The following is a 26,422-nucleotide window of genomic DNA, read 5'->3' as shown; positions in this document are numbered from 1 at the left end:
ATCCCCTGTTTGTAGATTATAAATAGAAACTGTTAAATTGTGGATAATGACTATCCTATTAGCCCCTGTTGTCTTTTTTATTTTTTGAACAGGTACACATATCTGAATATTCACTCCACGGTCGAGCATCCAAATAACAGCCAATTTGACAACGAGTAAAATTATTTATGCAACGCTACTGTTAATGGGTAATAAAAAAGTCTTGATAGAAAAGAATAATCATGATTTTTTTGGAATATACTTTTCGAAAATCGTTATTAACTAATTTTTCTAAAGGGGATTTTTATGGATTACAAAATTGTGTTTTTCGATGTTGATAGAACGATTACGGATCATGAAAATGGACGTATTTCAGAGAATACCAAAGAAGCTATAAAAGTATTGAAAAATAAGGGACTAAGGGTGGTAGCGGCAACAGGAAGACCGTTATCTATGTGCAGGGAAATAAGAGGATTGGGAATAGACACTTTCATCACGGCAAATGGAGCGTATGTGAAGCACAATCAAGAGGTTGTTCATAAAGTGCCGATGGATAAAAATGTGATTCGAGAAGTGTTTGAATTTGCACACACAGAGAATCATGGTCTGTCATTCTTCACTGAAGATTTTAGTATGAACGGTGTAAAAGATGCTGAAGTTTTAAATGCATTGAAGGAAACATTGTCACTCAATGAATATCCTGCGATAAATCAACTGATTTATAATCAAGAGGTATACTTAATGTGTTTGTATGCAACTGATGAAACGGTTGAGAAATACATTCGGAAATTTCCACATCTAACATTTAAGCGATGGCACCCTTTTGTGTTGAATGTATTACAAGAAGAGGTATCTAAATCTTTAGCCATAATAAAAGTATTGCAGTACTTTGACATTGATAAATCAGAGGCTATAGCGTTTGGTGATGGGGAGAATGACATAGACATGTTGGAATTAGTAGGACTTGGTGTAGCTATGGGGAATGGTAATGAAAACTTGAAAAAGGTTGCAGATTTCGTAACTAAAAAATCAAGTGAAGACGGAATCGAGTTTGCATTAAAAAAGTATGGGATAATTTAACCACTAGGAGTGATCTGTTTGATAGATATGTTTTTGTATAATTGGCAAATCAGAGAAGAATGGTTTAAATGGTGTGAAACAATTTCAAATGAAGAGCTCAAGAAAAAACGTATCGGTGGTATGGGGAGCATTATACATAATTTGTTTCATGTAATTGATTGCGAACAAATATGGGTTAATCAAATGCAAGGAACCCCTGTTATCATTAAAGATATAAATAAAATATCATGCCTTAACGATGTTAAGACATTTTCTAACCTAACCAAACCAGTAACACGGTGCTTCATAAAATCATATACTTCCGAAGCTGAGGATAGAAGTTTGGTAGTTAAGAGTAAGAATAGTACTACCAAATCGTTCCCATTCGAAAAAGTAATCAGTCATATACTATCACATGAAATTCATCATATAGGACAATTATCTGTTTGGTCTAGGGAAATAGGATTAAAACCTGTGTCTTCTGACCTTATATTTAGGGAGTTATTTTAGAAACGTCTGGATGAAAATAAAGAAACGGCAAAGGAAGTAGATATGAAACTCAATCGCTTATTAACCATGACAATGATCTTAATCAATCGTAAAAAAGTAAAGGCGCAGGAATTCGCCGAGCTATTCGATGTTTCGATTCGTACAGTCTATCGAGATGTCGAAGCGCTAAGTAGTGCAGGAATACCCGTGATTAGTTACCAGGGTGCAGATGGGGGAATTAGTCTAATTGACGGATACAGAATAGATAAGCAAATTCTTACAAAGGAAGAGCTTAACTCTATGTCAATTGCTTTGAAAAGTGTGCTTACTGCTTATCAGGATCCCCATGCGGAAGCGGTATTAGAAAAGATAACTGGGATTGCGGGAGATAAGGATAAATCATCTATTGACTACGTTTTTATCGATGAAAGTCCGTGGGGTCAGAGTGTTTATGTGAAAGAGAAGCTAACAATCGTTAAACAGGCAATCGAAGCAAGTATTTGTGTGAAATTCACCTATTCGGATAGTAATAAGTTGGTCACATCTCGCACAATTGAACCGCATACGCTCGTGCAAAAAGGACGGACTTGGTATGTATATGGCTATTGTCTTCTCAAGAATGAGTTTCGTCTTTTTAAGCTGGCAAGGATAAAAGATCTTCAGTTGTGCAATGAATCGTTCATTCGAAAAGCAATTAATCTATCCGAACTTCCTTGGGATAAAGCATGGTATTCACCCGAAAATACAGTTTCATTGAAATTAGCATTTCATCCTGATATTCGTCTCAAGATGGTGGATATGTTTGGAGTAGAGTTGATAGAGGACGGACAATCTATTGTAAAGGTAGAAATTCCTGAAGATGAATGGCTCTATGGATTTATCTTAAGTTTTACTGATAAAGTGGAGGTACTGGAACCCATTCACATAAGAGAAATCATTAAGGACAAGGTAAGAAAAATGTTTCATATTTATGAAAAAAATAAGTAAGCGAATATGACATACTGCTGTCAGGTTTAGGTTGGTATAGTGAGTACAAACCTAAAAAGGCGGGGATGAAAGATGACGAATCCAGTAATGATAGAAAAAGCACAATTTAGTATAATGGGGACATCGGTAAGGACGACAAATGCAAATGAAATGACAGCAAACGCAAAAATCTCAGGATTATGGGAGCGTTTTTATGGACAGAAGGTAGCAAAAGAGATTGCTAATCCAGTAAACCCGAATGTGATATATGGACTGTACTCGGATTATGAAAATGGCATGAATGGGGAATACAGCATAACACTTGGCTTAGAAGTGAGTTCTCATAATACACCTTCTGAAGGGTTAGTTGTTAAGACAGTTCCGGCATCCAAATATGTCGTTTTTACATCTGAAAAGGGTCCGTTTCCAGATGTCGTTATCAACCTTTGGCAAGATATTTGGGCTTGGTCCGATAAAGCGGATGTTGAGAGAACATACACAGGTGATTTCGAAGTATATGATGAGCGCTGCGCTGATCCGCGGGAAGCGCAAGTAGATATTTATATTGCGGTTAATGCCTAGTAGAAAATAGGGTCTCACGTCAGCCATATTACGGTAATTATATATTTTGAAGATCCCCCATAAGTCGGTAGTTTACGACTTATGGGGGATCTCTTTTTGATAGAAAGTATAAATTGTCGGATCCACTAGAATCGCGAAGTTGGTGTTAGAATCGTGGAAATAATGGTCTTAACCAGCGTAAACAAGGGTGCTCCCTACTATCGGCTATATTTTTAGTTCTATATAATTAATATTGAGAACTATTCTCACAATCGAATGGAGGAGGAACAACCAATGGGTCAACTTACACTCGATACACAAGTCTCTGCTATTGTCACGGCACTTCCTCGTAGTGCGGATCTATTTAGGGAAATGAGGATTGATTACTGCTGCGGTGGGAAAGTTTCACTTAAAGAAGCCGCGGAAGGCCGTAATCTTAATCCAGAAAAAGTATTAGCCAGCGTAAAAATAATTGAACGGAAGCAAGCTACACGAAGCAGTTTGGAACCGACTTCTTTCGGCAATAAAACGCTTATCGCATATATTCAAGAAAAGTATCACGCTAACTTACAAGAAGAATTGCCTTTGCTTGCACCATATATTACGAAAGTAGCGCGTGTTCATGGGGAAAGGCATCCGCATCTCTTACGGATTCAAGAAATTTTCAAAACGTTGCGGGCTGAACTTCTTGCTCATACGGATGATGAAGATAAAAATGTTTTTCCTCTTATTCTGGAATTCATGGAGAAACCGACGCCTGAACTGAAAGAACAATTGAAACTCCATGTAGCAGAACTTGAGCAAGAACATGATAATGCAGGAAAACTGTTGCATGAACTACGTGACATTACGAACAACTTTACACCTCCTAAAGATGCATGCGGTACCTACCGGATTGTCTACGCCCGGCTTGAACAGCTTGAAAAAGATACGTTTGAACATATCCATCTCGAAAATAATGTCCTCTTCAATCGTGTGCGCGACGCAATTTAATCTAATACAGCGAAGGTGCCTTCCAAGGGCGAGCCGAAGCCAGCCTAGCGCCATAGCGGATTCAATGGAATTCTCTAGTTCAACACGGATTGTTCAATAATAAGACCGCCTGCTCACTAGGGAAATAGAGCAGGCGGTCTTTTATGTTGGATTAAACATGAATTTAATGAGGGAATGACACCCCCGATATAGGACATTCCCCAATAGAAAGGTTGCCAATTACTCTCTAACATAAAGAGCATATGAATGGACAAATTGATGAATCACCTCATTAGTTCATCATTCTGAAAAGGAGTGAGTTTTTCTGATGAAGAAAAAATTTGGGCTAAATTACTTTAAACCGATTGAGCGCTACTCAGGTAACTGGAGTGTACTGGAAGAAAAGAGTAGGGATTGGGAGAACATGTACCGTCAACGGTGGTCGCATGACAAAGTAGTTCGTACAACGCATGGTGTGAACTGTACGGGATCATGCAGTTGGAAAGTGTTCGTTAAAAATGGCATTATCACATGGGAAAACCAGCAGATCGATTACCCTTCTTGTGGCCCCGATATGCCGGAATTCGAACCCAGGGGATGCCCTCGAGGTGCGTCCTTTTCATGGTATGAATACAGTCCTCTACGTGTGAAATACCCTTACATACGCGGAAAGTTATGGCGCATGTGGAATCAGTCACTTTCAGAACATCAGGACCCTGTTAAGGCATGGGCTAGTATTGTGGAAGATTCGACAAAAGCGGTGGAATACAAAAAAGCACGTGGAAAAGGGGGGCATGTCCGTGTCAATTGGCGTGATGCGACAATGCTCATTTCCGCTCAGCTAATCTATACAATCCAGAAATACGGGCCTGATCGGGTTGCAGGATTCACACCAATTCCAGCAATGTCGATGGTCAGTTATGCATCAGGCGCCCGTTTCATTTCACTCCTCGGTGGTGAAATGCTTAGTTTTTACGATTGGTATGCTGATCTACCGCCATCTTCTCCGCAAATTTGGGGAGAACAGACGGATGTTCCCGAATCAAGTGATTGGTTCAACGCGGGATACCTCATCATGTGGGGCTCGAATGTACCGCTCACAAGAACGCCAGATGCTCACTTCATGACGGAGGTGCGCTATAAGGGAACGAAAGTTGTTTCCGTTGCGCCGGATTACGCGGAGAGTGTCACACATGCAGATGATTGGATTGCGGCGAATCCTGGTACAGATGCAGCTGTTGCCCAAGCGATGACACATGTCATTTTAGATGAATTCTATCAACAGCGGAAAGAGCCCATGTTCCTGAACTATGCAAAACAATATACGGATATGCCATTCCTAATCATGCTTGACGAACACGAGGAATCATATAAGGCTGGCCGTTTCCTCCGCGCAAGCGATCTTGGCAGCGAATCACAGCATGCTGAGTGGAAACCGGTTATATACGATGAAACGACCAATGAAATCATCGTCCCGAATGGCACGATGGGGCAGCGTTGGGAAGAGGATGTTAAATGGAATCTCATTCTCGATAATGCAGATGGTACGCGCGTTGAACCAGCATTGTCCGTTGCTAATCATGGTGCAGAATGGATTGAGATGGTCTTCCCGTATTTTGATAATGTTGCAAATGGTACTTTCAAGCGGCCAATCCCGGTGAAAAAAGTCATTTTCAAAGATGGTACGGAACGTCTGGTGACAACAGTCCATGACCTTATGCTTAGTCAGTACGGTGTTAATCGAATCGGTAGTGATTTAGAGTCGAAAGGCTATGATGATGCAGAATCATTCTATACACCAGCTTGGCAAGAGAAGATTACGAATGTTAAACCTGCGCTTGTCACACAAATCGCACGCGAATTCGCACAGAATTCCTTGGATACGGGCGGTCGTTCCATGATTATCATGGGAGCGGGCATTAACCACTGGTTCAATAGTGACACGATTTATCGATCCATTTTGAATCTGGTTACACTTACGGCTTCACAAGGGGTCAACGGTGGTGGATGGGCGCATTATGTAGGACAGGAAAAATGCCGTCCGATTGAAGGGTGGAGCACGATTGCCTTTGCTAAAGACTGGCAAGCACCCCCCCGTTTACAAAATGCAACATCATTCTTCTACTTTGCAACTGATCAGTGGAAATACGAGGAGATGGGTGCAGAACTGCTCATGTCACCAACTGGTGGAGAAGCCCGCTACAAACATCCGGCGGACTACAATGTACTAGCAGCAAGACTTGGTTGGCTCCCATCTTATCCACAGTTCAATAAAAACAGTCTGCTGTTCGCCGAAGAGGCGGCTAAAGAAGGTAAGACAACAACAGAGGAAATTGTCAACCATACTCTTGAACAATTGAAAAACGGCGAAATCCAGTTTGCTGCGGAGGATCCAGGAGCACCCGAGAACTTCCCACGGACATTATTTGTCTGGCGTTCAAATCTTGTCTCTAGTTCCGCAAAAGGACAAGAATATTTCATGAAACATCTTTTCGGTGCTTCGGATGGACTTCTTGCATCAGCGAATGAAGATGTGAAGCCCGAAGAAATGGTTTGGCGGGATGAAGTGAAAGGGAAACTTGACTTGCTTGTCGCGCTAGATTTTCGTATGACGGCAACGCCGATGTACGCAGATATTGTTCTACCCGCAGCGACATGGTATGAAAAGCACGATCTTTCATCGACAGATATGCATCCATTTGTTCATCCATTCAATCCAGCGGTTGACCCACTTTGGGAATCCCGTTCCGACTGGGATATTTACAGGTCGATTGCACAAACATTTTCCGAGATGGCGAAGATTCACCTTCCAGGCGTCTATAAGGATCTGGTCACAACGCCGCTTGCGCATGATTCCATACAGGAAATTGCACAGCCATATGGGGAAGTAAGGGATTGGAAAACAGGTGAAGTCGAGGCGATACCAGGAAAAACGATGCCGGGCATGACAATTGTCGAGCGAGATTATACGGGAATTTATGATAAATACGTCACGCTGGGTCCGTTACTATCGACAGGTAGGGTTGGGGCACACGGTGTCAGTTTCTCTGTAGCCGAAGAATATGAAATGATGAAGGGCATTAATGGCACATATTTCGACGATACAATCAAAAATGGTCTTCCGAAATTGCATACCGCAAAACATGCAGCTGAAGCGATGCTTACACTTTCATCCGCAACAAATGGGAGAGTTTCGCAGCGCGCATTCGAAGCGGCTGAACAGGATACAGGGGTGGAGCTGAAGGACATCTCGGCTGACCGGGCAGCGGAACGTTTCACATTTGCCAACATTACGGCACAACCAAGGGAAGTTATACCGACACCCGTATTCAGCGGTTCAAATAAGTTAGGGCGCCGTTACTCACCATTTACAACGAATATCGAGCGACTCGTTCCGTTTAGAACATTAACAGGAAGACAACATTTCTATATTGACCATGAGTTCTTCCTTAACTTCGGTGAAGCGTTGCCGGTCTACAAGCCGACATTGCCACCAATGGTTTTTGGTCCGCGTGATAAACAAATTATCGGCGGACAGGATTCACTCGTGCTCCGGTATTTGACGCCGCATGGCAAATGGAATATCCACTCAACGTATCAGGATAATCAGCATATGCTCACATTATTCCGTGGTGGTCCGACTGTCTGGATATCGAATATAGATGCAGAAGAACATGACATCGATGATAATCAATGGCTTGAGGTATACAACAGAAACGGCGTCGTCACAGCCCGTGCGGTCGTCAGCCATAGAATGCCAAAAGGGACCATGTTTATGTATCATGCTCAAGATAAGCATATCCAAGTGCCGGGTTCCGAAATTACAGAAGAACGGGGCGGAAGCCATAACGCGCCGACTCGTATTCATATGAAACCGACGCAAATGGTTGGCGGTTACGCGCAACTTAGCTACGGGTTTAACTATTACGGACCAATTGGAAATCAGCGGGATGTGTACGTGGCAGTTCGCAAGATGAAGGAGGTAAATTGGCTTGAAGATTAAAGCGCAAATAGGGATGGTTATGAATCTTGATAAATGCATTGGCTGTCATACATGCAGTGTAACGTGTAAAACAACGTGGACGAACCGTGAAGGTGCGGAGTATATGTGGTTTAATAACGTTGAAACGAAGCCAGGAATCGGTTATCCGAAGCGATGGGAAGACCAGGAATTGTATAAAGGCGGCTGGCAGCTCAACAAAAAAGGGAAACTCGAACTGAAATCTGGTTCAAAACTATCTAAAGTCGCTTTGGGTAAAATTTTCTATAACCCTGACATGCCTGAAATGAAAGATTACTATGAGCCTTGGACATATGATTATGAAAAATTAACGACGGCGGGGAATAGCAAACATACACCAGTTGCTCGCGCAAAGTCTGTCGTTTCAGGTGAATATATGGATCTTGAATGGGGACCGAACTGGGAAGACCAACTTGCCGGTGCCCATGTAACAGGACCGAAAGACCCGAATATTCAGAAAATCGAAGAAGAAATCAAGTTTAACTTTGAACAAGCATTTATGATGTATTTGCCACGTCTATGCGAACACTGCCTTAACCCTAGCTGTGTCGCATCGTGTCCGTCGGGAGCAATGTATAAGCGTGAAGAGGATGGCATCGTCCTTGTCGACCAAGAGGCTTGTCGCGGCTGGCGTTATTGCATGACGGGCTGTCCATATAAGAAAGTCTATTTCAACTGGAAAACGAATAAGGCGGAAAAATGTACCTTCTGTTTCCCACGGATTGAATCAGGACTACCAACAGTCTGTTCTGAAACATGTACAGGTCGAATCCGTTATTTGGGTGTCCTACTCTATGATGCGGATCGCGTACTTGAAGCAGCTTCAACACCAGATGAAAAGGATCTCTATGAAGCTCAATGTGATTTGTTCCTTGACCCGAACGATCCAGAAGTAATTGCACAAGCAAGGAAAGATGGAATTTCAGAAGAATGGATTGAAGGGGCACAAAACTCGCCGGTTTACAAGCTAGCAATCGAGTATAAGCTTGCATTCCCGCTTCATCCGGAATATCGCACACTACCAATGGTTTGGTATGTGCCACCATTGAGCCCAATTATGAACTATTTCGAAGGGAAAGATTCAATTAAAAATCCGGATATGATTTTTCCAGCCATCGAAGAGATGAGGATTCCAATTCAGTACTTGGCGAATATGCTAACTGCCGGAGATACGGAAGCTGTGAAAGGGGCATTGCAACGTATGGCGATGATGCGTTCCTACATGCGTACGGCGTCATCAGGGAAGGAATTTGACGTATCCCGCCTCGAACGTGTGGGCCTTACAGAACAGCAGACAAAGCAGATGTATAGATTGCTTGCAATAGCGAAATATGAGGATCGTTTCGTCGTTCCAACCTCTCATAAAGAGGGCCATATGAATATGTATCGTTCACAAGGTTCTGCTGGATACAATGAGATGGGTGACTTTAGCATGGGAACGAGCCAAAGTTCCTCTCCAATGAGTGCCCAAGGAGGCTGCGATGGCTGCGGGCCTGTAGCGCCTGCCAAGTCAGGTAAGGAGATTTATGAAGAAAATTTCTATGGGGGAATCTGGCGTGATTGATTTACAGAAGTTATACAATGAAAAACATGCATTTGGCTTCTTCGCCCATCAACTTACGTATCCTGAAAAGCTTAGTTTCCACCCATCGGTTTTGGAAGAGTCATTTGACTCTTCCCATCCGGCTTATGAAGATGTAGAGACGTATTGGGGTCGGATGCATGAATTAAGCATGGATGACATTCAGGAAATGTATACCTATACATTCGATTTCCAGAAAGATTCAACATTGTTCATGACATTCGTGAAGTATGAAGATGCGAAAGAACGTGGTCAGATGCTAGCGAAGTTGAAAGTGCTTTACGAAATGTTTGGCCTAAACATGCCGGATAGTGAATTATCCGATTTCCTGCCGCTTATGTGTGAATTCATTTATGCAGCTGAATGGGTAGGGGATCCAAGGGCGGAACAAAGTTTTTCCATGCTACTCGCAGTCATGGAGGACGGGACGTACAATTTAATGAAGGCACTTGAGAAATACAATAGTCCCTATTTTCATCTTATCAAGGGCATAAGAGAAACATTTAAGTCTTGTATCCGTCAGGAGGAACCTGCCAATGACTAATCAATTTTTATGGGTTATTTTCCCTTACCTTTGCATGGCAATCTTTGTTGTGGGACATCTATTCAGGTATCGGAATGATCAATTTGGTTGGACGGCAAAATCCAGTGAGTTTATTGAAAAGAAGCTATTAATGATTGGTAGTCTATTGTTCCATATTGGGATAATGCCGGTTATCGGCGGCCATGTCGTTGGACTTGGGATACCGAAGGAATGGACGCGTGCACTTGGCGTTAGCGATCATATGTATCATATGGGTGCGATTTGGGTCGGTGGATTTTTTGGATTTGTCACACTTGCGGGTATGCTTATTTTGACGGCGCGCCGTGTTACGTTGAAAAATGTTCGGGAATTATCATCTCGATCAGACCTTATTGTAAACGCACTTTTGCTTTTTATTGTGTTCATCGGTATCTATAGCGTCGTCGTCACAAATGCGGTTAAACCTGAATTTGATTACCGAGATTCGATTTCCATCTGGTTCCGTTCACTGCTCATTTTCCGTCCGGAAGCAGGTCTCATGTCGACTGTTCCTTTGGCATTTCAACTTCACATTTTGTCTGGATTCCTTATTTTTGCGATGTGGCCTTTCACAAGACTTGTCCATGTATGGAGCGTACCGTTGAATTATGTTAGAAGAAGCTATATCCTATATAGAAGAAACCCAAAGAATTGATTAAGGAAAGAGGGCGGATAAGCCCTTTTTCTATATAGGGGGTATTGGTTGTGAATTCACAGGGTAATTTTGATTATCAGAAGGAAATTGAGCAGATAAAAGATCGTTTTGATTTTGATTTTGTCGCAATCGCCCTTGTGCAATCAGCTGAACGTCGTTTCGAACTTAGATGGGTGTTCGTGACGGGAAATCAGAGTAATCGGTACCGAAAGATTGTACTTCAAACAGGGAAAGGGGTTGCGGGACGAGTCTTTAAGACGGGAAAACCGATGCTTGTAGAGGATGCGGAAACGATACTTGGAAAAAATGATCTATTCAACTATCCGATTATCGTGACGGAAAGATTGAAAAGCTTCGGAGCGATTCCGCTCTACAAATATAATCGAGTCAAAGGTGTGCTGCTTGTAGGATACCGTACCGAAAATACATTGACGCTCGAGGGATTTACTGAATTTCAACAAGTGATAGGTTCAGAATTCGGTCCATTCTATAATAAGGAGATGATCGAGAATTGAACCGCATAAGTGATTTTCAATTGACGGAGCTGTTAATGAAGATGTACGACAATTCGGCTGAGGCTATCTTCTTTTTTGACTCGAGTGGAAAAGTGATTTCCATGAATAGTGCGGCTCGGCTCATTTTAGATGCTGAGGTACTTAATCGGATGACGGCAGGGGATACGAAAGCGATTTGTCTTTCTTGTAAAGGATATACGAATGAGCAGGAACTTCGTACATGTACATCATGTTATATGCAAAATCCTCAAGATGATTTAAGTTCGTTTCAAGTGTATTTGGAAACGAAAGGGAAGGGAGTTATCCCTTATACGGCAAGCTATCAGACAATTGATGTAGAAAAGGGAATCCGTGTATTTATGTTGCGTGATTTGACGAAACAATATAAAACCCAGGAATCGCTTAATCAGAAAACGATGATGAAAAATGTCATAAAAGCTCAGGAAGATGAACGGAAACGGATTTCGAGGGAACTGCATGATGGCGTAGCGCAGGAAATGCTCAGTGCATTAGTTGACCTAAGGGTTTTGAAGTATATGAGTATTGACGGGGATGTATTGAAGAAAGTACAACAGACGGAGGGGTCGCTAATGCGGCTATTGGATGATATTCGTCATCTATCCGTTGAACTGAGACCGGCGACCCTAGATGATTTAGGGCTTGAAGCTGCATTTAGGACGCATTTTAAGTGGATTGAAAAGAACTATGGATTGATTGTCCATTTCACCGCGGAGTTACAAGCGAAACGTTACAGGGGTGAGGTGGAGACGGTTGTCTATCGCATTTGTCAGGAGGCGGTATTTAACGCACTTAAATACGCATGTACTGACGATATCACTGTCCGATTATTTGAAGAAGATGGGTCTTTGAAATTACATGTAATTGATGATGGAGAAGGATTTGAGATGAATACAACCAATCCAAAGGGGACAGGTTTGGGCTTTTACGGGATGAAGGAACGGGCAGAACTTGTCGAAGGGAAGCTTTCCGTTCTTTCAGAACTTGAAAAAGGCACGGTTGTTTTTTTAGAAATACCACTGGAAAAGGAGGGCGAGCCAGATGAAAATCATAATCGCAGATGATCATGCAGTTGTGCGCAGTGGTTTTATGCTCATACTGAATTATCAAGAGGATATGGAAGTCGTTGCGACTGCGGCAGATGGATTGGAAGCGTATGATCTCGTTGCCAAATACCATCCTGACATATTGCTTATGGATTTGAGCATGCCCCCTGGTGAAAGTGGACTTATCGCCACCGGTAAAATAAAAGAGGATTTTCCAGAAACAAAAATCGTTATTCTGACGATGTATGATGACGAGGAGTATCTGTTTCATGTCTTAAAGAATGGGGCATCAGGCTATGTCTTGAAAAATGCTCCCGACGAAGAGTTGTTAGCCGCAATACGGACTGTTCATGAGGGCGGGACCTATATCCATCCGGCGATGGCAACGTCGCTTGTTCGAGAATTCATTAAAAAGGATTCCGATGGGGTGGAAACGGATCCTTTCAAAATTTTGTCGAAACGTGAAATTGAAATCTTCCCGCTCGTCGCGAAGGGGTATGGCAATAAGGAAATTGCAGAAAAACTGTATATTTCAGTGAAGACAGTAGAAGCCCATAAGTCTAAAATTATGGAAAAGCTCCAATTGAAAGGGAGACCGGAACTTGTAGAATATGCATTACGTAAGAAGCTTTTGAATTTCTAAAGGTGATTTGGATGGTCTGACGATGCAGGAGAAGCGTTCGAAGTAATCATAGTCCATTTCGTCAAAGAGGAATCCATTCTTTTTCCAATGGTCAACAACATACTCAGGATTGTGGAACAAGACGAGCTGTACGAACAACTGTATACCTCCATTTTATAGGAATTCCAATGTAGGGATTTCCCTCCTCCATAAACGGGTGTCGCCTACTATTTCATCCGAATGGGAGAAGTTACAATCATTACGAGGGAATCAATTCTGGTTTCATTCAAAACTAAAATTCAGGATTGGACTGATTTGAATGATTAAAAAAGTACAGTTGCCGTTACAGACGGCGAACCTTGTTGTCGGTTTCATGGTGTGGGTACTCATTTCTTCGCTTCTGCCATTCATACGGGAAGATATCGCAATTCCGGCGGAGAAACTTGCAATTGTTACAGCTGTGCCAGTCGTTCTGGGATCTATTTTAAGAATTCCACTAGGTTACTATGCAAATGTATTTGGAGCGCGAATCATTTTTCTCGCAAGTTTCATATTATTACTGTTTCCGGTGTTCTACATAAGTGCGGCATCTTCGTTCGCCGATCTGATCATTGGTGGGACGTTCCTCGGAATTGGGGGAGCCGTATTTTCCGTCGGTGTTACATCGCTGCCGAAGTACTATCCAAAAGAGAAGCATGGTCTTGTCAACGGGATTTATGGAATGGGGAATATGGGGACGGCAATTTCGACATTCGCGGCTCCTGTAATCGCTACGCAAGTCGGTTGGTCGATGACTGTCAAACTGTATCTTGTGCTACTTCTCCTCTTTGCGGCATTGAACTTCATTTTGGGTGATAGACATGAAGTGAAAGTGAAAACGTCGATTGTCGAGCAAATTAAAGGCGTCTACAAAAATGAGAAACTATGGTTCTTCTCGCTATTTTATTTCATCACATTCGGTTCGTTTGTTGCATTCACGATTTTCCTACCTAACTTTCTCGTCACGTATTTTGAGCTTGAGAAGGTTGACGCGGGGATGCGGACCGCTGGTTTTATCGCAGTTGCGACGTTCCTTCGTCCGGTTGGCGGATGGCTGGCGGATAAATTCCAACCCTTATTCCTTCTGATGGGTGTTTTCGCAGGGCTCACGGTTGCTGCAATCATTCTCGCATTCTCACCGTCAATTGGATTGTACACGGTGGGTAGCATGCTGATTGCCAGTACAGCGGGAATCGGCAATGGCGTCATTTTCAAACTTGTTCCCTTTTATTTCAATAAACAAGCAGGCATAGCTAATGGGATTGTATCGATGATGGGGGGGCTTGGCGGCTTTTTCCCACCACTACTATTAGCGATTATCCATTCGATGACAGGTTCTTATTCCATTGGCTTTATGGCATTTTCACAAGTGGCGCTAGCAAGTCTCGTGCTTGTTGTCTGGCTTTATTATATGGATCGTCTTAGTCTACAGAAGGACGTATTTAATTCGACAGCGCAAGGCATTATCGTCACAGATGCGACAGGGTATATAAAAGCGGTAAACCCTGCCTTTACGACGCTGACTGGATTCACTGAGGATGAAGCGCTTGGCAAAAATCCGAATATACTCAGCTCCGGCAGACAGTCATCTGATTTTTATAAGGACATGTGGGGAATGATAGGTGATGACGGACAGTGGCAAGGCGAGTTATGGAATAAACGCAAAAACGGCGAAGAATATCTTGAACTGCTATCGATTGTGGCAGTAAAAGACGACTCCGGAGATATCGTTCGGTATGTCGGGACATTCAATGATATAACACCAAAATGAGCAGGGGGCGTCCGGTCGAACTGATTGGAAGCCCCCGCTCTATTGTTCATTGGAAAGGGGAATCACGAGTGGACAATCGTTATTCAAGACAAATTCTTTTTAAGCCTATCGGCAATGAAGGACAGGATCGCATCCAACACGCGGGCGTCCTCATTATTGGTTGTGGTGCACTCGGCACGGCGGTTGCAGAAACACTTATCCGTGCGGGTATCGGTAAATTGATTATTGCGGATAGGGATTACGTTGAAGCATCGAATTTGCAACGACAGCAATTGTTCACCGAGCAGGACGCCATTGACGGTACGCCGAAAGTGGTGGCGGCAGTGGACAGATTGAAAGCGATTCGGAGTGACGCACAAATTACGCCAGTCCTTGATCATATCGACGGTCCTCTTCTTGAAAAACTTGTTAAAGAAGCCGACATCATTGTGGACGCAACGGATAATTTTGAGACGAGGCTACTGATAAATGACGTCGCATGGAAAAATGGTATCCCGTGGATCTACGGTGCATGTGTAGGGAGTACAAGCACAATATTTCCATTTGTACCAGGGAACTCCGCTTGTTTCCGATGCCTCCTCCCTATCCTTCCTGCGGTCAATGAAACATGTGATACATCGGGTATCATTGCACCCGCCGTACAAATTACGGCTGCTCATCAAAGTGCGGAAGTGCTGAAATGGGTGTCGGGGAATGAGGGTGCAATGCGTAAAAAAGTGCTCCATTACGATAGTTGGACTAATACGAATGTAGATGCAGGGATTACCCGTATGAAAAACCCCGTATGCGAAACATGTGGCTCTGAACCGTCTTACCCATCCCTTCAAGCGGGTGATGGGACGAATTATGCAGTTCTTTGTGGACGTGACACCGTGCAAATTACCCCTTCAGGCGGGCGAATACTCACATTGGACGAGGTGGAGGAAGTTGCCAGACGCCTCGGAAGTCCATATAGGAAAACCCCTTATTTTATCGAGATGAATTCTAATGGATATCGGTGCATCGTCTTCGCAAATAGCCGCATGCTTATTCATGGTTTAAAGGATATACGAACCGGTAGAAAAATGTACCACCAATTTTTCGGATAATGGCTACTAGTTAAGTTGAACAGATGAATAACTATATAAACTGTGCGATGGCGTCTTCAATGGAATTCTTTATTTCGTCATATATAGTGGAAGGGAGTGTAAGTGTTGTCAAATGAACATGAATTTGATCAGGGAAAACAGTTAATATTTTGTGTTCTCACGACGAGTGATACGCGAAATGTTTCGAACGATAGAGGTGGTTGGACGATTCGTCAAATGCTTGAAACAGCAGGACATAAAATATTCGAAACATGGATTTGCCAGGATGACAAAATGGAAATTGAGTCGATTGTCGAAGAATGGCTCCGTAATCCTAGCATTCACGGCATCATTACGACAGGAGGGACAGGCTTAGGGTTTAGAGATGTCACCCCTGAAACGCTTGAGCCTTATTTTACAAAGAAAATCGATGGGTTCGGTGAATTGTTCAGAATGATTAGCTATACAGAAGATGTCGGTTCTAAAGCATTGTTAAGTCGGGCAACAGCGGGTATTGTAAAAGATAAAGTGATTTTTTCCCTTCCTGGCTCAGTAAAAGCGGTTGAACTTGCAATGGAAAAACTTGTTTTACCAGAATTGCATCACATCGTTCATGAAGTTACAAAGCATTTGTATGATGAATAAATAAAAAACGTACAAACAGTTAACTGTCTATACGTTCAAAATTGCCGTTTTTTCCACCAGTCTTGCGTTGAAGATAGGTTGGGCCGATAACCATTTCCTTGCCGGCCGCCTTGCACATATCATAGATTGTCAACGCTGCAACGGATGCGGCAGTAAGTGCTTCCATCTCAACGCCGGTGAGTCCCTTTGTTTTTACTTCAGCTTTTATCGATACTTCGTAATGGGAAGTTGGAGCATCGATGTTCCACTCGAAGTGAACATCGATTCCGGTTAACGGAAGTGGATGACACATCGGGATGATTGTTGATGTTTGTTTGGCAGCCATGATTGCAGCCACTTGTGCAACCGCGAAGACATCTCCTTTTTTATTTGACCCTTCGGAAATTTGCGCGTGAATCAATTCATTCACAATGATGGATGATTTTGCGATTGCTGTGCGGAACGTTTCGGATTTGTCAGAGACATCGACCATCTTGGCCCGGCCTTGTTCGTTGAAATGTGTCAGTTTAGACATGGGGGACATCCTTTCGATTCGTTTTAAATTCAGTATACCATGTGAAAAAAGGAGAGATGTGTAATGGTGGAAATGAGGAAACCGATTGCTGTGACGGAAGCAATAGAACGCGTAGTCGCACACGTTAAAACGACTGGTACGGAAAAAGTCGCACTCGGGGAAGCATATGGGCGAATTCTTGCGGAACCGATACTTGCAAAACATGATATGCCGCCATTTGAACGCTCTCCATACGATGGTTTTGCCATCCGCTCACAAGATTCGATAGGGGCATCTGGCGAAAATCGGAAAGCTTTCACCGTTATTGATCATATCGGGGCAGGACAGTCCGCAAAACGTGGAATTGCCGAGTTCGAGGCGGTCCGTATTATGACTGGCGCACCGATTCCGGACAATGCTGATGCAGTTGTCATGTTGGAACAAACGGTTGAGACAGCTACAGGATTTACATTGCGCAAACCATTTACCTCCGGTGAGAATATTTCAGCACGTGGCGAAGAGGCGAAGAATGGGGAGGAGCTGATTAAGTCGGGTTCATTTATTCATCCAGGAACAATTGGACTTCTTGCGACATTCGGCTATGCTAAGGTGTTTGTTGCGAAAAAGCCGATTGTCGGTATTTTATCGACAGGGACGGAGCTGCTTGAGGTAGAGGATGAACTCACACCCGGAAAAATCCGCAATTCGAATGGGCCAATGATTGCTGCGCAACTGGTGCGTATGGGGCTTACGACTAGATCATATGGCATGCTTGCGGATGATCTCGATATGTGTATGGAAACGGTGAAACAAGCGCTTTGTGAGACGGATGTTCTTATCACGACAGGCGGCGTTTCGGTCGGGGATTTCGATTATTTACCTGCTGTGTATGATAGGCTAGGTGCCGATGTTTTATTCAATAAAGTCGCGATGCGTCCTGGAAGTGTGACGACCGTTGCAATTGCAGAAGGAAAACATCTATTTGGTTTATCCGGAAATCCATCTGCATGCTTTACCGGGTTTGAACTTTTCGTTAGGCCTGTGTTATTGAAAATGATGGGCTCTGAGAATATGTATTTACCTTATGCCAAAGCGGTTCTCGGAGAAGATTTCACCAAAGCGAACCCATTCACCCGCTTTGTACGGGCGATTTACGAATCCACACTAGACGGGGCAATTGTTCGCCCAGCTGGTTTTAATAAATCAAGTGCCGTGTCGTCAATCGCGCGGGGCAATTCGATTATCGTTTTACCAGGTGGAACTCGAGGATTTACAGCGGGAATGGACGTTGACGTTCTTCTTCTTGGGGTAGATGAAGGTGTGGACAAGTGGATGCTATGAAGATACTAGGAGTGGCTCCTTTGAAGACACTAGGAGTGGCTCCTTTGAAGACACTAGGAGTGGCTCCTTTGAAGACACTCCATGTTGTGGGCTATAAAAATAGTGGCAAGACGACACTCCTTGCGAGATGGGTTCGTTTATTGAAAAAAGAGGGTTTTACGGTCGCTGTCTTAAAGCATCATGGGCATAGTGATCCACTTAGTATGCCGGATTCATCGACAGATACGATGCAGTTTTTCGCTAGTGGTGCGGATGTTTCGGCTGTTTCGGGCGGCGGCGCAGTTCAGTTATTGTTGAATGAAGAGCTGGAATTCATTCGTTTAAAAGAGCTTGTTACACTCGGCAATCCGGATATTTTATTTATTGAAGGATATAAAGAGGAACAAGGAGATAAAGTCGTTCTGCTTCGCAATGAAGAAGAGTGGGATGAACTGCGAAGTCTCCAGGGAATTCAGCTTGTTGTCGGTTGTTCGGTTGTCGAAGCCAGCGTTCCACATATTGAATCTAGGATAGAAGTCGAGCGGTTAGATTGTTGGCTACTCGATTGGGTTGGAAGGGAGTAGTACCGTGAAACCATTTGAAATTATTGAAACACCGATAGAAGCACAAAAATATACGGATTATGTCCTTCATGCAGGTGCGGGAGCTGTCACCGTGTTCGCGGGACATGTACGCGAGTGGACGCACGGGGTTCGTACAGTCTATTTAGCTTACGAAGCGTATGTCCCGATGGCGGAGAAGAAACTTGCTCAGATTGGCGCAGAAATGGAAAATAAATGGCCGGGCGTGAAAGTCGCCATTGTTCATCGAATCGGTGAATTGCATATTTCAGATATCGCCGTCCTGATTGCTGTGTCATCACCACATCGAAAAGCAGCCTATGAAGCCAATGAATATGCAATTGAGCGCATTAAAGAAATCGTTCCTATCTGGAAGAAGGAAATCTGGGAAGATGGCGAAGAGTGGATTGGCGGGCAGAAAAAATATCCTGAGAAAGGGGATGTAGCGGAATGATCAAAGTGAATTACTTTGCGCGATTACGTGAACTGACAGGAAAGTCAGAGGAGACGATTGAACAAAACTCGATGACGGTTCAGGAACTACTCAACTGGGCCGAAGATACCTATCCAGGTTTCGGGAAAAATACAGTTCATGTGGCCGTGAATGAAGAGTATGCTTTGAAGGAAGATGTCATCCAGTCTGGTGATGTTTGTGCATTTATTCCTCCAGTGAGTGGTGGATGATGAAGACGGTTGGCGTAGTGTTGGCAGGTGGAATGTCGAGACGATTTGGTTCGCCGAAAGCGTTCGCGAAACTGAATAATAAATCCTTTTATACATTTGCGATGGAAGCCCTGGAAACGGTCTGTGACGAGGTTATAGTCGTAACGCGACCCGAACTTGTGGCGAGTTTTCCACCAACAGTGAACGTACGAATTGACGTGGCGAACTATGCAGGACTCGGTCCGCTTGCAGGGATCCTGTCTGCGATGGAATCCGTGGAAGCGGACCGCTATATGGTGTTGCCTTGCGACATGCCGTATGTTGACGGAGCGGTCATAAGTAAGTTGATGAAATATCATAAAACCAACGTTACGGCGGTTATTTCGCGAGGACGACATCATCCGCTCGTTTCCATATGGGACCGCACGATGAAAACTGTATTGCAGCAAGCCTTGAAAAGTAAGCAACTCCGTGTGATGAATATACTTTCAGCAAGCGGAGTGACATGGGCTAATGGATGTTTATTGACCGAAGATGAAGCACGAGTATTCACGAACATTAATACGCCAGACGTATTGGAAAGGGGCTGAGGAATTGGATGCAATCATAGATAAGCTTGGTCGACCGATTCGGGATCTTCGCATATCGGTGACGGATCGTTGTAATTTCAGATGCGCCTATTGCATGCCGAAGGAAGTTTTCGGGGATGACTATGTTTTCTTGCCGAAAAACGAGTTGTTGTCATTTGAGGAAATCGAACGCTTTGCCAAGCTGTTTGCCGCGCTCGGTGTGAAAAAGCTTCGTTTAACAGGTGGTGAACCACTTTTGCGTAGGGACCTATCTGAATTAATTGCGAAGCTGATGAAAATCGATGGAATTGAAGACATCGGGTTGACGACGAATGGTGTATTGCTACGTCAATACGCACAGCCGTTATATGATGCGGGTCTCCGTCGGTTAAATATGAGCCTTGACGCACTTGATCCAATTATTTTCGGCCAATTAAATGGACGCGGCATCAAACCGGACTTGATCCTTTCCAGTATCGACTTTGCGCAAAACATTGGCTTTGACATTAAAGTGAATATGGTGGTCCAAAAAGAGATCAATGAAAGTGAAATTCTTCCAATGGCTGCCTATTTTAAAGAACGAGGCATCACGCTGCGTTTCATCGAATTCATGGATGTCGGCAATGATAATGGCTGGAGCTTTGAAAAAGTTGTAACGAAGAAAGAGATTTACGATAGGTTGAGGGCGGCGTACGAACTCGAACCAGCTGAACAGCACTACTACGGTGAAGTTGCAAAGCGCTATCGCTATGCGGATAACGGCGCAGAAGTTGGTTTTATCACATCTGTTTCAGAATCATTCTGCTCATCATGCACGCGCGCAAGGCTCTCATCGGATGGCAAATTGTACACTTGTTTGTTCGCGTCGGAGGGATTCGATCTACGGGAGTTAATCCGTAGTGGGTTGACAGATGCGGAGTTACTTGATGCAATCAGTGGTGTGTGGAAACGTCGTGCCGACCGCTATTCGGATGAGCGGACCGAACAAACGGCGAAAAGTCGGAAGAAAATTGGCATGAGTTATATTGGTGGGTGAGGCGCTACTTCGGTGGCGTTTTTTTTTGATTGGAATTGATTTTCCAGTTTTTTTAGATAGTTCAACCTCATATTTGTCCATTGAACAGTTTTTTCTTTTATTCATCTAGGGATATAAGATCTCCGTTTTTCTTGTCAATTTCAGCCTACCTAAACGCTTCCAAATCTTCTTCGGTTGCTTCTTCTTCAGGCATAGTCGAAATTTTTAGATACCGTTCCACATCAGCCCATTTTTTTCGGAACTGCTTCGATCAGCTTATTAAAATCTTCTCTGTTCACGCTCATTTTCTCACTCCTTTTTTGAATTCACTGTAACATATTTGTCCATTGAACTCCTTGATTCTCGCGTGCCTGGCCACCCACCGCTTGAAGTTGAGGAGATAAACTACAGATAATGAGATAATCTCTATTGCGAACGAACTGAAAGTAAATGTATCGATTTATCAAGTGACGTTGGGTGCATAAATCTATGCAGAAATATATTACAATTTAATAGAGTAAATTGGAAACTCGCTAAGTTTATGAATGGTTGGTTTTTTCGTGTGTCTCTTTATTCCGAACTATTAATTGTCATAAGTGTTGCGTAAAGGTACTCATCGATAAGGTATTCTATTCAGGAAATGGGATATAAGATACAATCGTATAAAGAAAATGAAAGAAGGTTGTTTCTTTGAATATACTCATTCTTACGAGAGATTTACTCGAAGCGCAGGGCTTGAAATGGATGCTGACTTCACAATGGAATGATATGAAAGTGGAAACTATTGTTGAGGACTGGTCATTGTTGACGAACTATCATGATATCCATTTATATATTGTTGATTTGGATCTTCGTACGAAAAAAGACTTCAACTTACCAGCCCATGCGATTTGGTTGGGATTATCCTCTGAGCGTACTTTCCAAACCGTCTATCATGCGTTACAGCATAAAGCTGAAGATGTGTTGTTCCGACCTTTTCAACCTGAACGTTTAATGAAACATGTACAGCAAGCCCGTTTTCGTTGGAGAAATGAACAAGCGAATTCAAAGCGCCCGGTTCAAGCGGATGAATCCATTGTAAAGTATGGTGATCTATTGTTGGGCGACAAGCAGCCGACGCATTCAATTCTGATAAGTATGATTGTACCGTCGCAAATGGACTCGCTAACATATCTAGTTAATGTACTGAAAGGGTATGCGTTTCCAACATTATTTAATGTATTTGCTTTCCCTGACTTTATTGTCGTCGTCCATCGCTTAAAAGAAATCGAACTTTTACAAGAGGCTTATCGTGTCTTTTTCTCGCAGTGGAAAAATCAATCCGATGCTTTGCTAACAATCTACTTATACGAATCTACCGATAATACGAGTTACCATGTACTCTACAAAAAAATGCGTCGCTATCGGGAACGTATCTTTTACGATGGCTACGATATTTTGACTACCGTGAATAATAATCTTACATGGAGAGAAATGGATCCTTTTCTCTCGCCAGTGGAACAACAAGAATGGATTGAAATGTTGGAAAAGCAAAATCTTATCGCCATACGTGAATGGTTGGAGCACGATTTTTTGACACTTGAGTCACCATATCCTGACCCTGAAATGGTACGTGTACGTCTTACGAGTATTCTTGCTCAAATTCGTCGATATATGACTGCGAAATCCTTGAAAACAAATGCATTGGAACAAGCGTATCATGCACTTTTTCAAGATATAATCCGTGAGCCAGTTATGTATCAAATCCTTCAGGTATTCATTTCATTTACGGCACAGTTGCTAACTACTTCGAAAGCAATGTCTACTATTGGTCGAAATCTGGATGAGAAGGTACGCGAATTAATAGAGTCAAATTACTGGGATTCCACTTGGAATTTAACTGCTTGTGCAGATCAATTGAAACTACATAAAAGTACACTTAGCCGGAAGTTTGCAGAAGAAGGGGCCATGTCATTTAGAAATGCATTGTTGAGGGTTCGCATCAGGGAAGCGAAAAGACTGTTGAAGGAGACGGATATACCACTTACAGAAGTTTCAAGGTTGACGGGATTTACCTACCCAACCTATTTCAGTGCGAAATTCAAGAAAACTACTGGAGTTTCTCCATTGGATTACCGACAATCATAAAATTAAGCTATCTATTAGAGAATGTTTTGATCAACAGATTATAAATTGGTTATTTAATTTAATGAAATAAGGGACTATTTATAATAAAGAGTCCATTTTATAAAAAAACTTTCGGAACTTTCGCTATACAATTAAAGTATAGCGAAAGGGGTTTTTAATAGTGAAAGCGGATACATTAGGCAAGGTAGTTCAATATACAGGGACAAAGTTGAATACGAAAGGTTGGCAGCAAGAGGCGGCTCTTCGTATGCTGATGAATAATTTACATCCCGATGTGGCGGAACATCCTGAAGATTTAGTTGTATATGGTGGAATTGGGAAGGCAGCGAGAAACTGGGAAAGCTTCGACGCTATCGTCCATTCATTGAAAGAATTAGAAAATGATGAAACTTTACTTATTCAGTCAGGTAAACCAGTGGCAATCTTTAAATCACATACAAATGCGCCACGTGTGTTAATTGCAAATTCAAATATCGTTCCCGCTTTTGCGAATTGGGATACATTCCATGAACTTGATAAAAAAGGGTTGATGATGTATGGGCAGATGACAGCGGGAAGCTGGATCTATATCGGTTCGCAAGGAATTGTTCAAGGAACATATGAAACTTTTGCTGAACTTGCGAAACAGCATTTCGGAGAATCATTACAGGGAACGATTACGCTAACCGCGGGCTTAGGAGGTATGGGTGGCGCTCAACCTTTAGCAGTGACGATGGCAGGCGGGGTCTGTATCGGAATTGAAGTAGATGAGACCCGTATTGACCGCCGTATTGAAACACGCTACACAGATGTCAAAACAGATTCGCTTGACGAAGCAATTCGACTGGCGGAAAAAGCGAAACAGGACGGGGTAGCGCTATCTATCGGCTTACTAGGAAATGCTGCTGAGATTTTGCCGGAAATGATTGCACGCGGATTCATCCCTGATGTGTTGACGGACCAGACTTCTGCACATGATCCATTGAATGGCTATATACCGGAGGGTATGACACTTGAAGTGGCAGCTGAATTACGTCATGCAGATTCTGAAGAATATGTTAAGCGGTCGAAAGCGTCTATGGCGAAGCATGTTTCTGCAATGGTCGAGATGATGGATAGAGGTGCAATTACATTTGACTATGGAAATAATATCCGTCAGGTCGCAAAAGATGAAGGTATTGAACGTGCATTTGATTTTCCAGGTTTCGTACCCGCGTACATTCGTCCTCAATTTTGTGAAGGCAAAGGGCCCTTTCGCTGGGTTGCGCTATCAGGAGACCCGGAAGATATTCGAAAAACAGATGAAGTTATTTTACGTGAATTTAGCTACAATACGCATCTTTGTAATTGGATTAAGATGGCACAAGAGAAAATTCAATTTCAAGGACTCCCTTCTCGTATTTGCTGGTTAGGGTATGGCGAGAGGGCACGTTTCGGGAAGATCATCAATGACATGGTGGCAAGCGGTGAATTGAGTGCTCCAATTGTTATTGGACGTGACCATCTCGACTCGGGTTCTGTTGCATCTCCAAACCGTGAAACGGAAGCGATGAAAGACGGTTCTGATGCTGTTTCAGACTGGCCGATTTTGAATGCGATGATTAATGCTGTAGGCGGTGCAACTTGGGTATCTTTCCACCACGGCGGTGGTGTAGGTATGGGCTATTCACAACACGCGGGCATGGTAATTGTAGCCGATGGAACTAAAGATGCAGAAGCACGTATCGAACGTGTGTTGACGACGGATCCAGGAATGGGCGTAGTCCGCCACGCAGATGCAGGTTATGACCTGGCGATTCAGACTGCTCGTGATAAAGGAATAAAAATCCCGATGTTAAAAGGCTCAAATCTATGAGGCCTTTGTGGATAAAACATGCAGCCCAATTGGTCTCGTTGTCTGGTGAAAATGCACCACGCCGCCGGGAGGAGATGTCGGAACTTGGCATCATAGAAGACGGCAGTGTATGGATTGAGGATGGGATAATTGTAGCGGTTGGAACGACAAACGAGCTCGAAAACTTGTTTGAAACTCGCTCTATAGAAGCGGATATTGTCGATGCGACAGGTCATTTAGTGACACCGGGATTAGTCGATCCGCATACACATCTCGCATATGGTGGCAGTCGTGAACATGAATTTGAAATGCGTCTTGAGGGTGCTACTTATATGGATATTATGAATGCGGGTGGAGGAATCCATTCGACAACTCGAATGACGCGTGAAGCAACGGAAGATGAGCTGGTAGCGCAAACAACGCTCCGTCTTGATTCATTTTTACAACACGGTGTAACGACCGTTGAAGGGAAAAGTGGATATGGGCTTGACCTGGAAACTGAATTGAAACAATTACGTGTAATGAAGCGTTTGAATGAACTTCATCCGATTGATATCGTTCCGACCTTCATGGGTGCACATGCTGTTCCCCAGGAATATAAGGGGAAGGAAGAAGCGTATATTGATGTAGTTGTGAATGAAATACTTCCTCGCGTAGCAGCAGAGAAGTTAGCGATATTCAATGACGTGTTTTGTGAAAAAGGTGTATTTACACCAGATCAATCAGAACGTATTTTAGAAGCGGGTAAGATACTAGGGTTAGTACCGAAAATTCATGCTGATGAGATTGAATCCTACGGTGGTGCAGAACTGGCTGCTAAAGTTGGAGCGATCTCGGCAGAACACTTATTAAAAGCTTCCGATGATGGGATTAAACAAATGGCTGAAAGGGGTGTCATTGCTTGTTTACTGCCGGCAACAGCACTTTATTTACGAGAAGAGGCGGCGCAAGGCCGTCAGATGATTGATGCGGGTGTTGCCGTTGCAATTTCAACGGATTGCAATCCAGGATCTTCTCCGACAACATCCATGCCGCTCGTCATGAATTTGGCTTGTATATCAATGCGGTTGACACCAGCGGAAGCACTTGTAGCAGCGACAATCAATGCTGCTTGTGCCATTCAGATGGAAGATTGCGTCGGTTCATTGGAAGTAGGGAAACAAGGTGATGTGGTTATGTGGAATGTATCAATTTATCAAGAATTACAATATTTGTTTGGGGTGAATCATGTAGGAACGGTCTGGAAAAAGGGAATTCAAGTTGTAGGCTAAG

The 26,422-nt window shown here is 43.2% G+C and carries 25 protein-coding genes; 24 read left to right on the top strand and 1 reads right to left on the bottom strand.

Annotated features, from left to right (window positions below; all coding sequences use genetic code 11):
• Positions 1-285: 285 nt before the first annotated feature.
• The 15 genes from H4683_RS14450 (at position 286) to H4683_RS14380 (ending at position 16,569) form a co-directional block, all read left to right on the top strand.
• On the top strand, positions 286-1,059 hold the full coding sequence (locus H4683_RS14450) for a Cof-type HAD-IIB family hydrolase (RefSeq protein WP_192599532.1): 774 nt from the start codon (positions 286-288) through the stop codon (positions 1,057-1,059).
• Between the two features lie 27 nt (positions 1,060-1,086).
• On the top strand, positions 1,087-1,548 hold the full coding sequence (locus tag H4683_RS14445) for a DinB family protein (RefSeq protein ID WP_225942110.1): 462 nt from the start codon (positions 1,087-1,089) through the stop codon (positions 1,546-1,548).
• A 42-nt stretch (positions 1,549-1,590) separates the two neighbouring features.
• Complete coding sequence (locus H4683_RS14440; RefSeq protein ID WP_192599530.1) at positions 1,591-2,514, top strand: helix-turn-helix transcriptional regulator; 924 nt, start codon at positions 1,591-1,593, stop codon at positions 2,512-2,514.
• A gap of 72 nt (positions 2,515-2,586) precedes the next feature.
• Complete coding sequence (locus tag H4683_RS14435) at positions 2,587-3,075, top strand: GyrI-like domain-containing protein (protein ID WP_192599529.1); 489 nt, start codon at positions 2,587-2,589, stop codon at positions 3,073-3,075.
• 273 nt (positions 3,076-3,348) lie between these two features.
• Positions 3,349-4,047, top strand: a complete 699-nt coding sequence (gene ric, locus H4683_RS14430; RefSeq protein WP_192599528.1) for an iron-sulfur cluster repair di-iron protein — start codon at positions 3,349-3,351, stop codon at positions 4,045-4,047.
• Positions 4,048-4,354: 307 nt separating this feature from the next.
• On the top strand, positions 4,355-8,029 hold the full coding sequence (locus tag H4683_RS14425; RefSeq protein WP_192599527.1) for a nitrate reductase subunit alpha: 3,675 nt from the start codon (positions 4,355-4,357) through the stop codon (positions 8,027-8,029).
• On the top strand, positions 8,019-9,611 hold the full coding sequence (gene narH / locus H4683_RS14420) for a nitrate reductase subunit beta (protein WP_192599526.1): 1,593 nt from the start codon (positions 8,019-8,021) through the stop codon (positions 9,609-9,611). Before H4683_RS14425 ends, narH begins: the two co-directional genes overlap by 11 nt.
• Positions 9,604-10,173 carry a nitrate reductase molybdenum cofactor assembly chaperone gene (narJ, locus tag H4683_RS14415; protein ID WP_192599525.1) on the top strand — a complete coding sequence of 190 codons (570 nt, stop codon included), beginning with the start codon at positions 9,604-9,606 and terminating at the stop codon, positions 10,171-10,173. Before narH ends, narJ begins: the two co-directional genes overlap by 8 nt.
• The gene (gene narI, locus H4683_RS14410; RefSeq protein ID WP_192599524.1) at positions 10,166-10,846 is read left to right on the top strand and encodes a respiratory nitrate reductase subunit gamma; all 681 of its coding nucleotides are present in this window, start codon (positions 10,166-10,168) and stop codon (positions 10,844-10,846) included. The genes narJ and narI overlap by 8 nt, the downstream gene beginning before the upstream one ends.
• Before the next feature lie 50 nt (positions 10,847-10,896).
• The gene (locus H4683_RS14405) at positions 10,897-11,361 is read left to right on the top strand and encodes a GAF domain-containing protein (RefSeq protein ID WP_192599523.1); all 465 of its coding nucleotides are present in this window, start codon (positions 10,897-10,899) and stop codon (positions 11,359-11,361) included.
• Complete coding sequence (locus H4683_RS14400) at positions 11,358-12,443, top strand: sensor histidine kinase (RefSeq protein ID WP_225942105.1); 1,086 nt, start codon at positions 11,358-11,360, stop codon at positions 12,441-12,443. Before H4683_RS14405 ends, H4683_RS14400 begins: the two co-directional genes overlap by 4 nt.
• Positions 12,421-13,068, top strand: a complete 648-nt coding sequence (locus H4683_RS14395) for a response regulator (protein ID WP_192599522.1) — start codon at positions 12,421-12,423, stop codon at positions 13,066-13,068. The genes H4683_RS14400 and H4683_RS14395 overlap by 23 nt, the downstream gene beginning before the upstream one ends.
• 298 nt (positions 13,069-13,366) lie before the next feature.
• Complete coding sequence (locus H4683_RS14390) at positions 13,367-14,857, top strand: nitrate/nitrite transporter (protein WP_192599521.1); 1,491 nt, start codon at positions 13,367-13,369, stop codon at positions 14,855-14,857.
• Between the two features lie 68 nt (positions 14,858-14,925).
• Positions 14,926-15,945, top strand: a complete 1,020-nt coding sequence (locus H4683_RS14385) for a ThiF family adenylyltransferase (protein WP_192599520.1) — start codon at positions 14,926-14,928, stop codon at positions 15,943-15,945.
• Between the two features lie 105 nt (positions 15,946-16,050).
• Positions 16,051-16,569, top strand: a complete 519-nt coding sequence (locus H4683_RS14380; protein ID WP_192599519.1) for a MogA/MoaB family molybdenum cofactor biosynthesis protein — start codon at positions 16,051-16,053, stop codon at positions 16,567-16,569.
• A 19-nt stretch (positions 16,570-16,588) separates the two neighbouring features.
• Here H4683_RS14380 and moaC read toward each other — a convergent pair whose 3' ends face one another.
• Positions 16,589-17,083 carry a cyclic pyranopterin monophosphate synthase MoaC gene (gene moaC / locus H4683_RS14375; RefSeq protein ID WP_192599518.1) on the bottom strand — a complete coding sequence of 165 codons (495 nt, stop codon included), beginning with the start codon at positions 17,081-17,083 and terminating at the stop codon, positions 16,589-16,591.
• A gap of 63 nt (positions 17,084-17,146) precedes the next feature.
• Between moaC and H4683_RS14370 the strand changes: the two genes are divergently transcribed.
• The 9 genes from H4683_RS14370 to hutI all read left to right on the top strand — a co-directional run bounded on the left by H4683_RS14370 (position 17,147) and on the right by hutI (position 26,421).
• On the top strand, positions 17,147-18,403 hold the full coding sequence (locus H4683_RS14370) for a molybdopterin molybdotransferase MoeA (protein ID WP_192599517.1): 1,257 nt from the start codon (positions 17,147-17,149) through the stop codon (positions 18,401-18,403).
• Between the two features lie 44 nt (positions 18,404-18,447).
• Positions 18,448-18,966: a molybdopterin-guanine dinucleotide biosynthesis protein B gene (mobB, locus tag H4683_RS14365; protein WP_192599516.1), complete on the top strand. Its 519-nt coding sequence runs from the start codon at positions 18,448-18,450 to the stop codon at positions 18,964-18,966.
• Positions 18,967-18,970: 4 nt separating this feature from the next.
• Positions 18,971-19,417 carry a molybdenum cofactor biosynthesis protein MoaE gene (locus H4683_RS14360; RefSeq protein ID WP_192599515.1) on the top strand — a complete coding sequence of 149 codons (447 nt, stop codon included), beginning with the start codon at positions 18,971-18,973 and terminating at the stop codon, positions 19,415-19,417.
• Positions 19,414-19,647 carry a molybdopterin converting factor subunit 1 gene (gene moaD, locus H4683_RS14355; protein ID WP_192599514.1) on the top strand — a complete coding sequence of 78 codons (234 nt, stop codon included), beginning with the start codon at positions 19,414-19,416 and terminating at the stop codon, positions 19,645-19,647. The genes H4683_RS14360 and moaD overlap by 4 nt, the downstream gene beginning before the upstream one ends.
• A complete protein-coding gene (gene mobA, locus H4683_RS14350) occupies positions 19,644-20,216 on the top strand; it encodes a molybdenum cofactor guanylyltransferase (protein WP_192599513.1) in 573 nt (190 codons plus the stop codon). Before moaD ends, mobA begins: the two co-directional genes overlap by 4 nt.
• A 4-nt stretch (positions 20,217-20,220) precedes the next feature.
• Positions 20,221-21,231: a GTP 3',8-cyclase MoaA gene (gene moaA, locus H4683_RS14345; RefSeq protein ID WP_225942103.1), complete on the top strand. Its 1,011-nt coding sequence runs from the start codon at positions 20,221-20,223 to the stop codon at positions 21,229-21,231.
• 669 nt (positions 21,232-21,900) lie between these two features.
• Positions 21,901-23,337, top strand: a complete 1,437-nt coding sequence (locus H4683_RS14340) for a helix-turn-helix transcriptional regulator (RefSeq protein WP_192599511.1) — start codon at positions 21,901-21,903, stop codon at positions 23,335-23,337.
• A 160-nt stretch (positions 23,338-23,497) separates the two neighbouring features.
• Entirely contained in the window at positions 23,498-25,171 is a 1,674-nt protein-coding gene (hutU, locus tag H4683_RS14335; RefSeq protein ID WP_192599510.1) for a urocanate hydratase, read from the top strand.
• Positions 25,168-26,421 carry an imidazolonepropionase gene (hutI, locus tag H4683_RS14330; protein WP_192599509.1) on the top strand — a complete coding sequence of 418 codons (1,254 nt, stop codon included), beginning with the start codon at positions 25,168-25,170 and terminating at the stop codon, positions 26,419-26,421. The genes hutU and hutI overlap by 4 nt, the downstream gene beginning before the upstream one ends.
• Position 26,422 lies beyond the last annotated feature (1 nt).

Source organism: Sporosarcina limicola, assembly GCF_014873855.1.
Taxonomy (GTDB): Bacteria; Bacillota; Bacilli; order Bacillales_A; family Planococcaceae; genus Sporosarcina; species Sporosarcina limicola.
The sequence above is the reverse complement of the archived record's forward strand: the minus strand, read 5'-3'. Positions and strand labels throughout refer to the sequence as shown.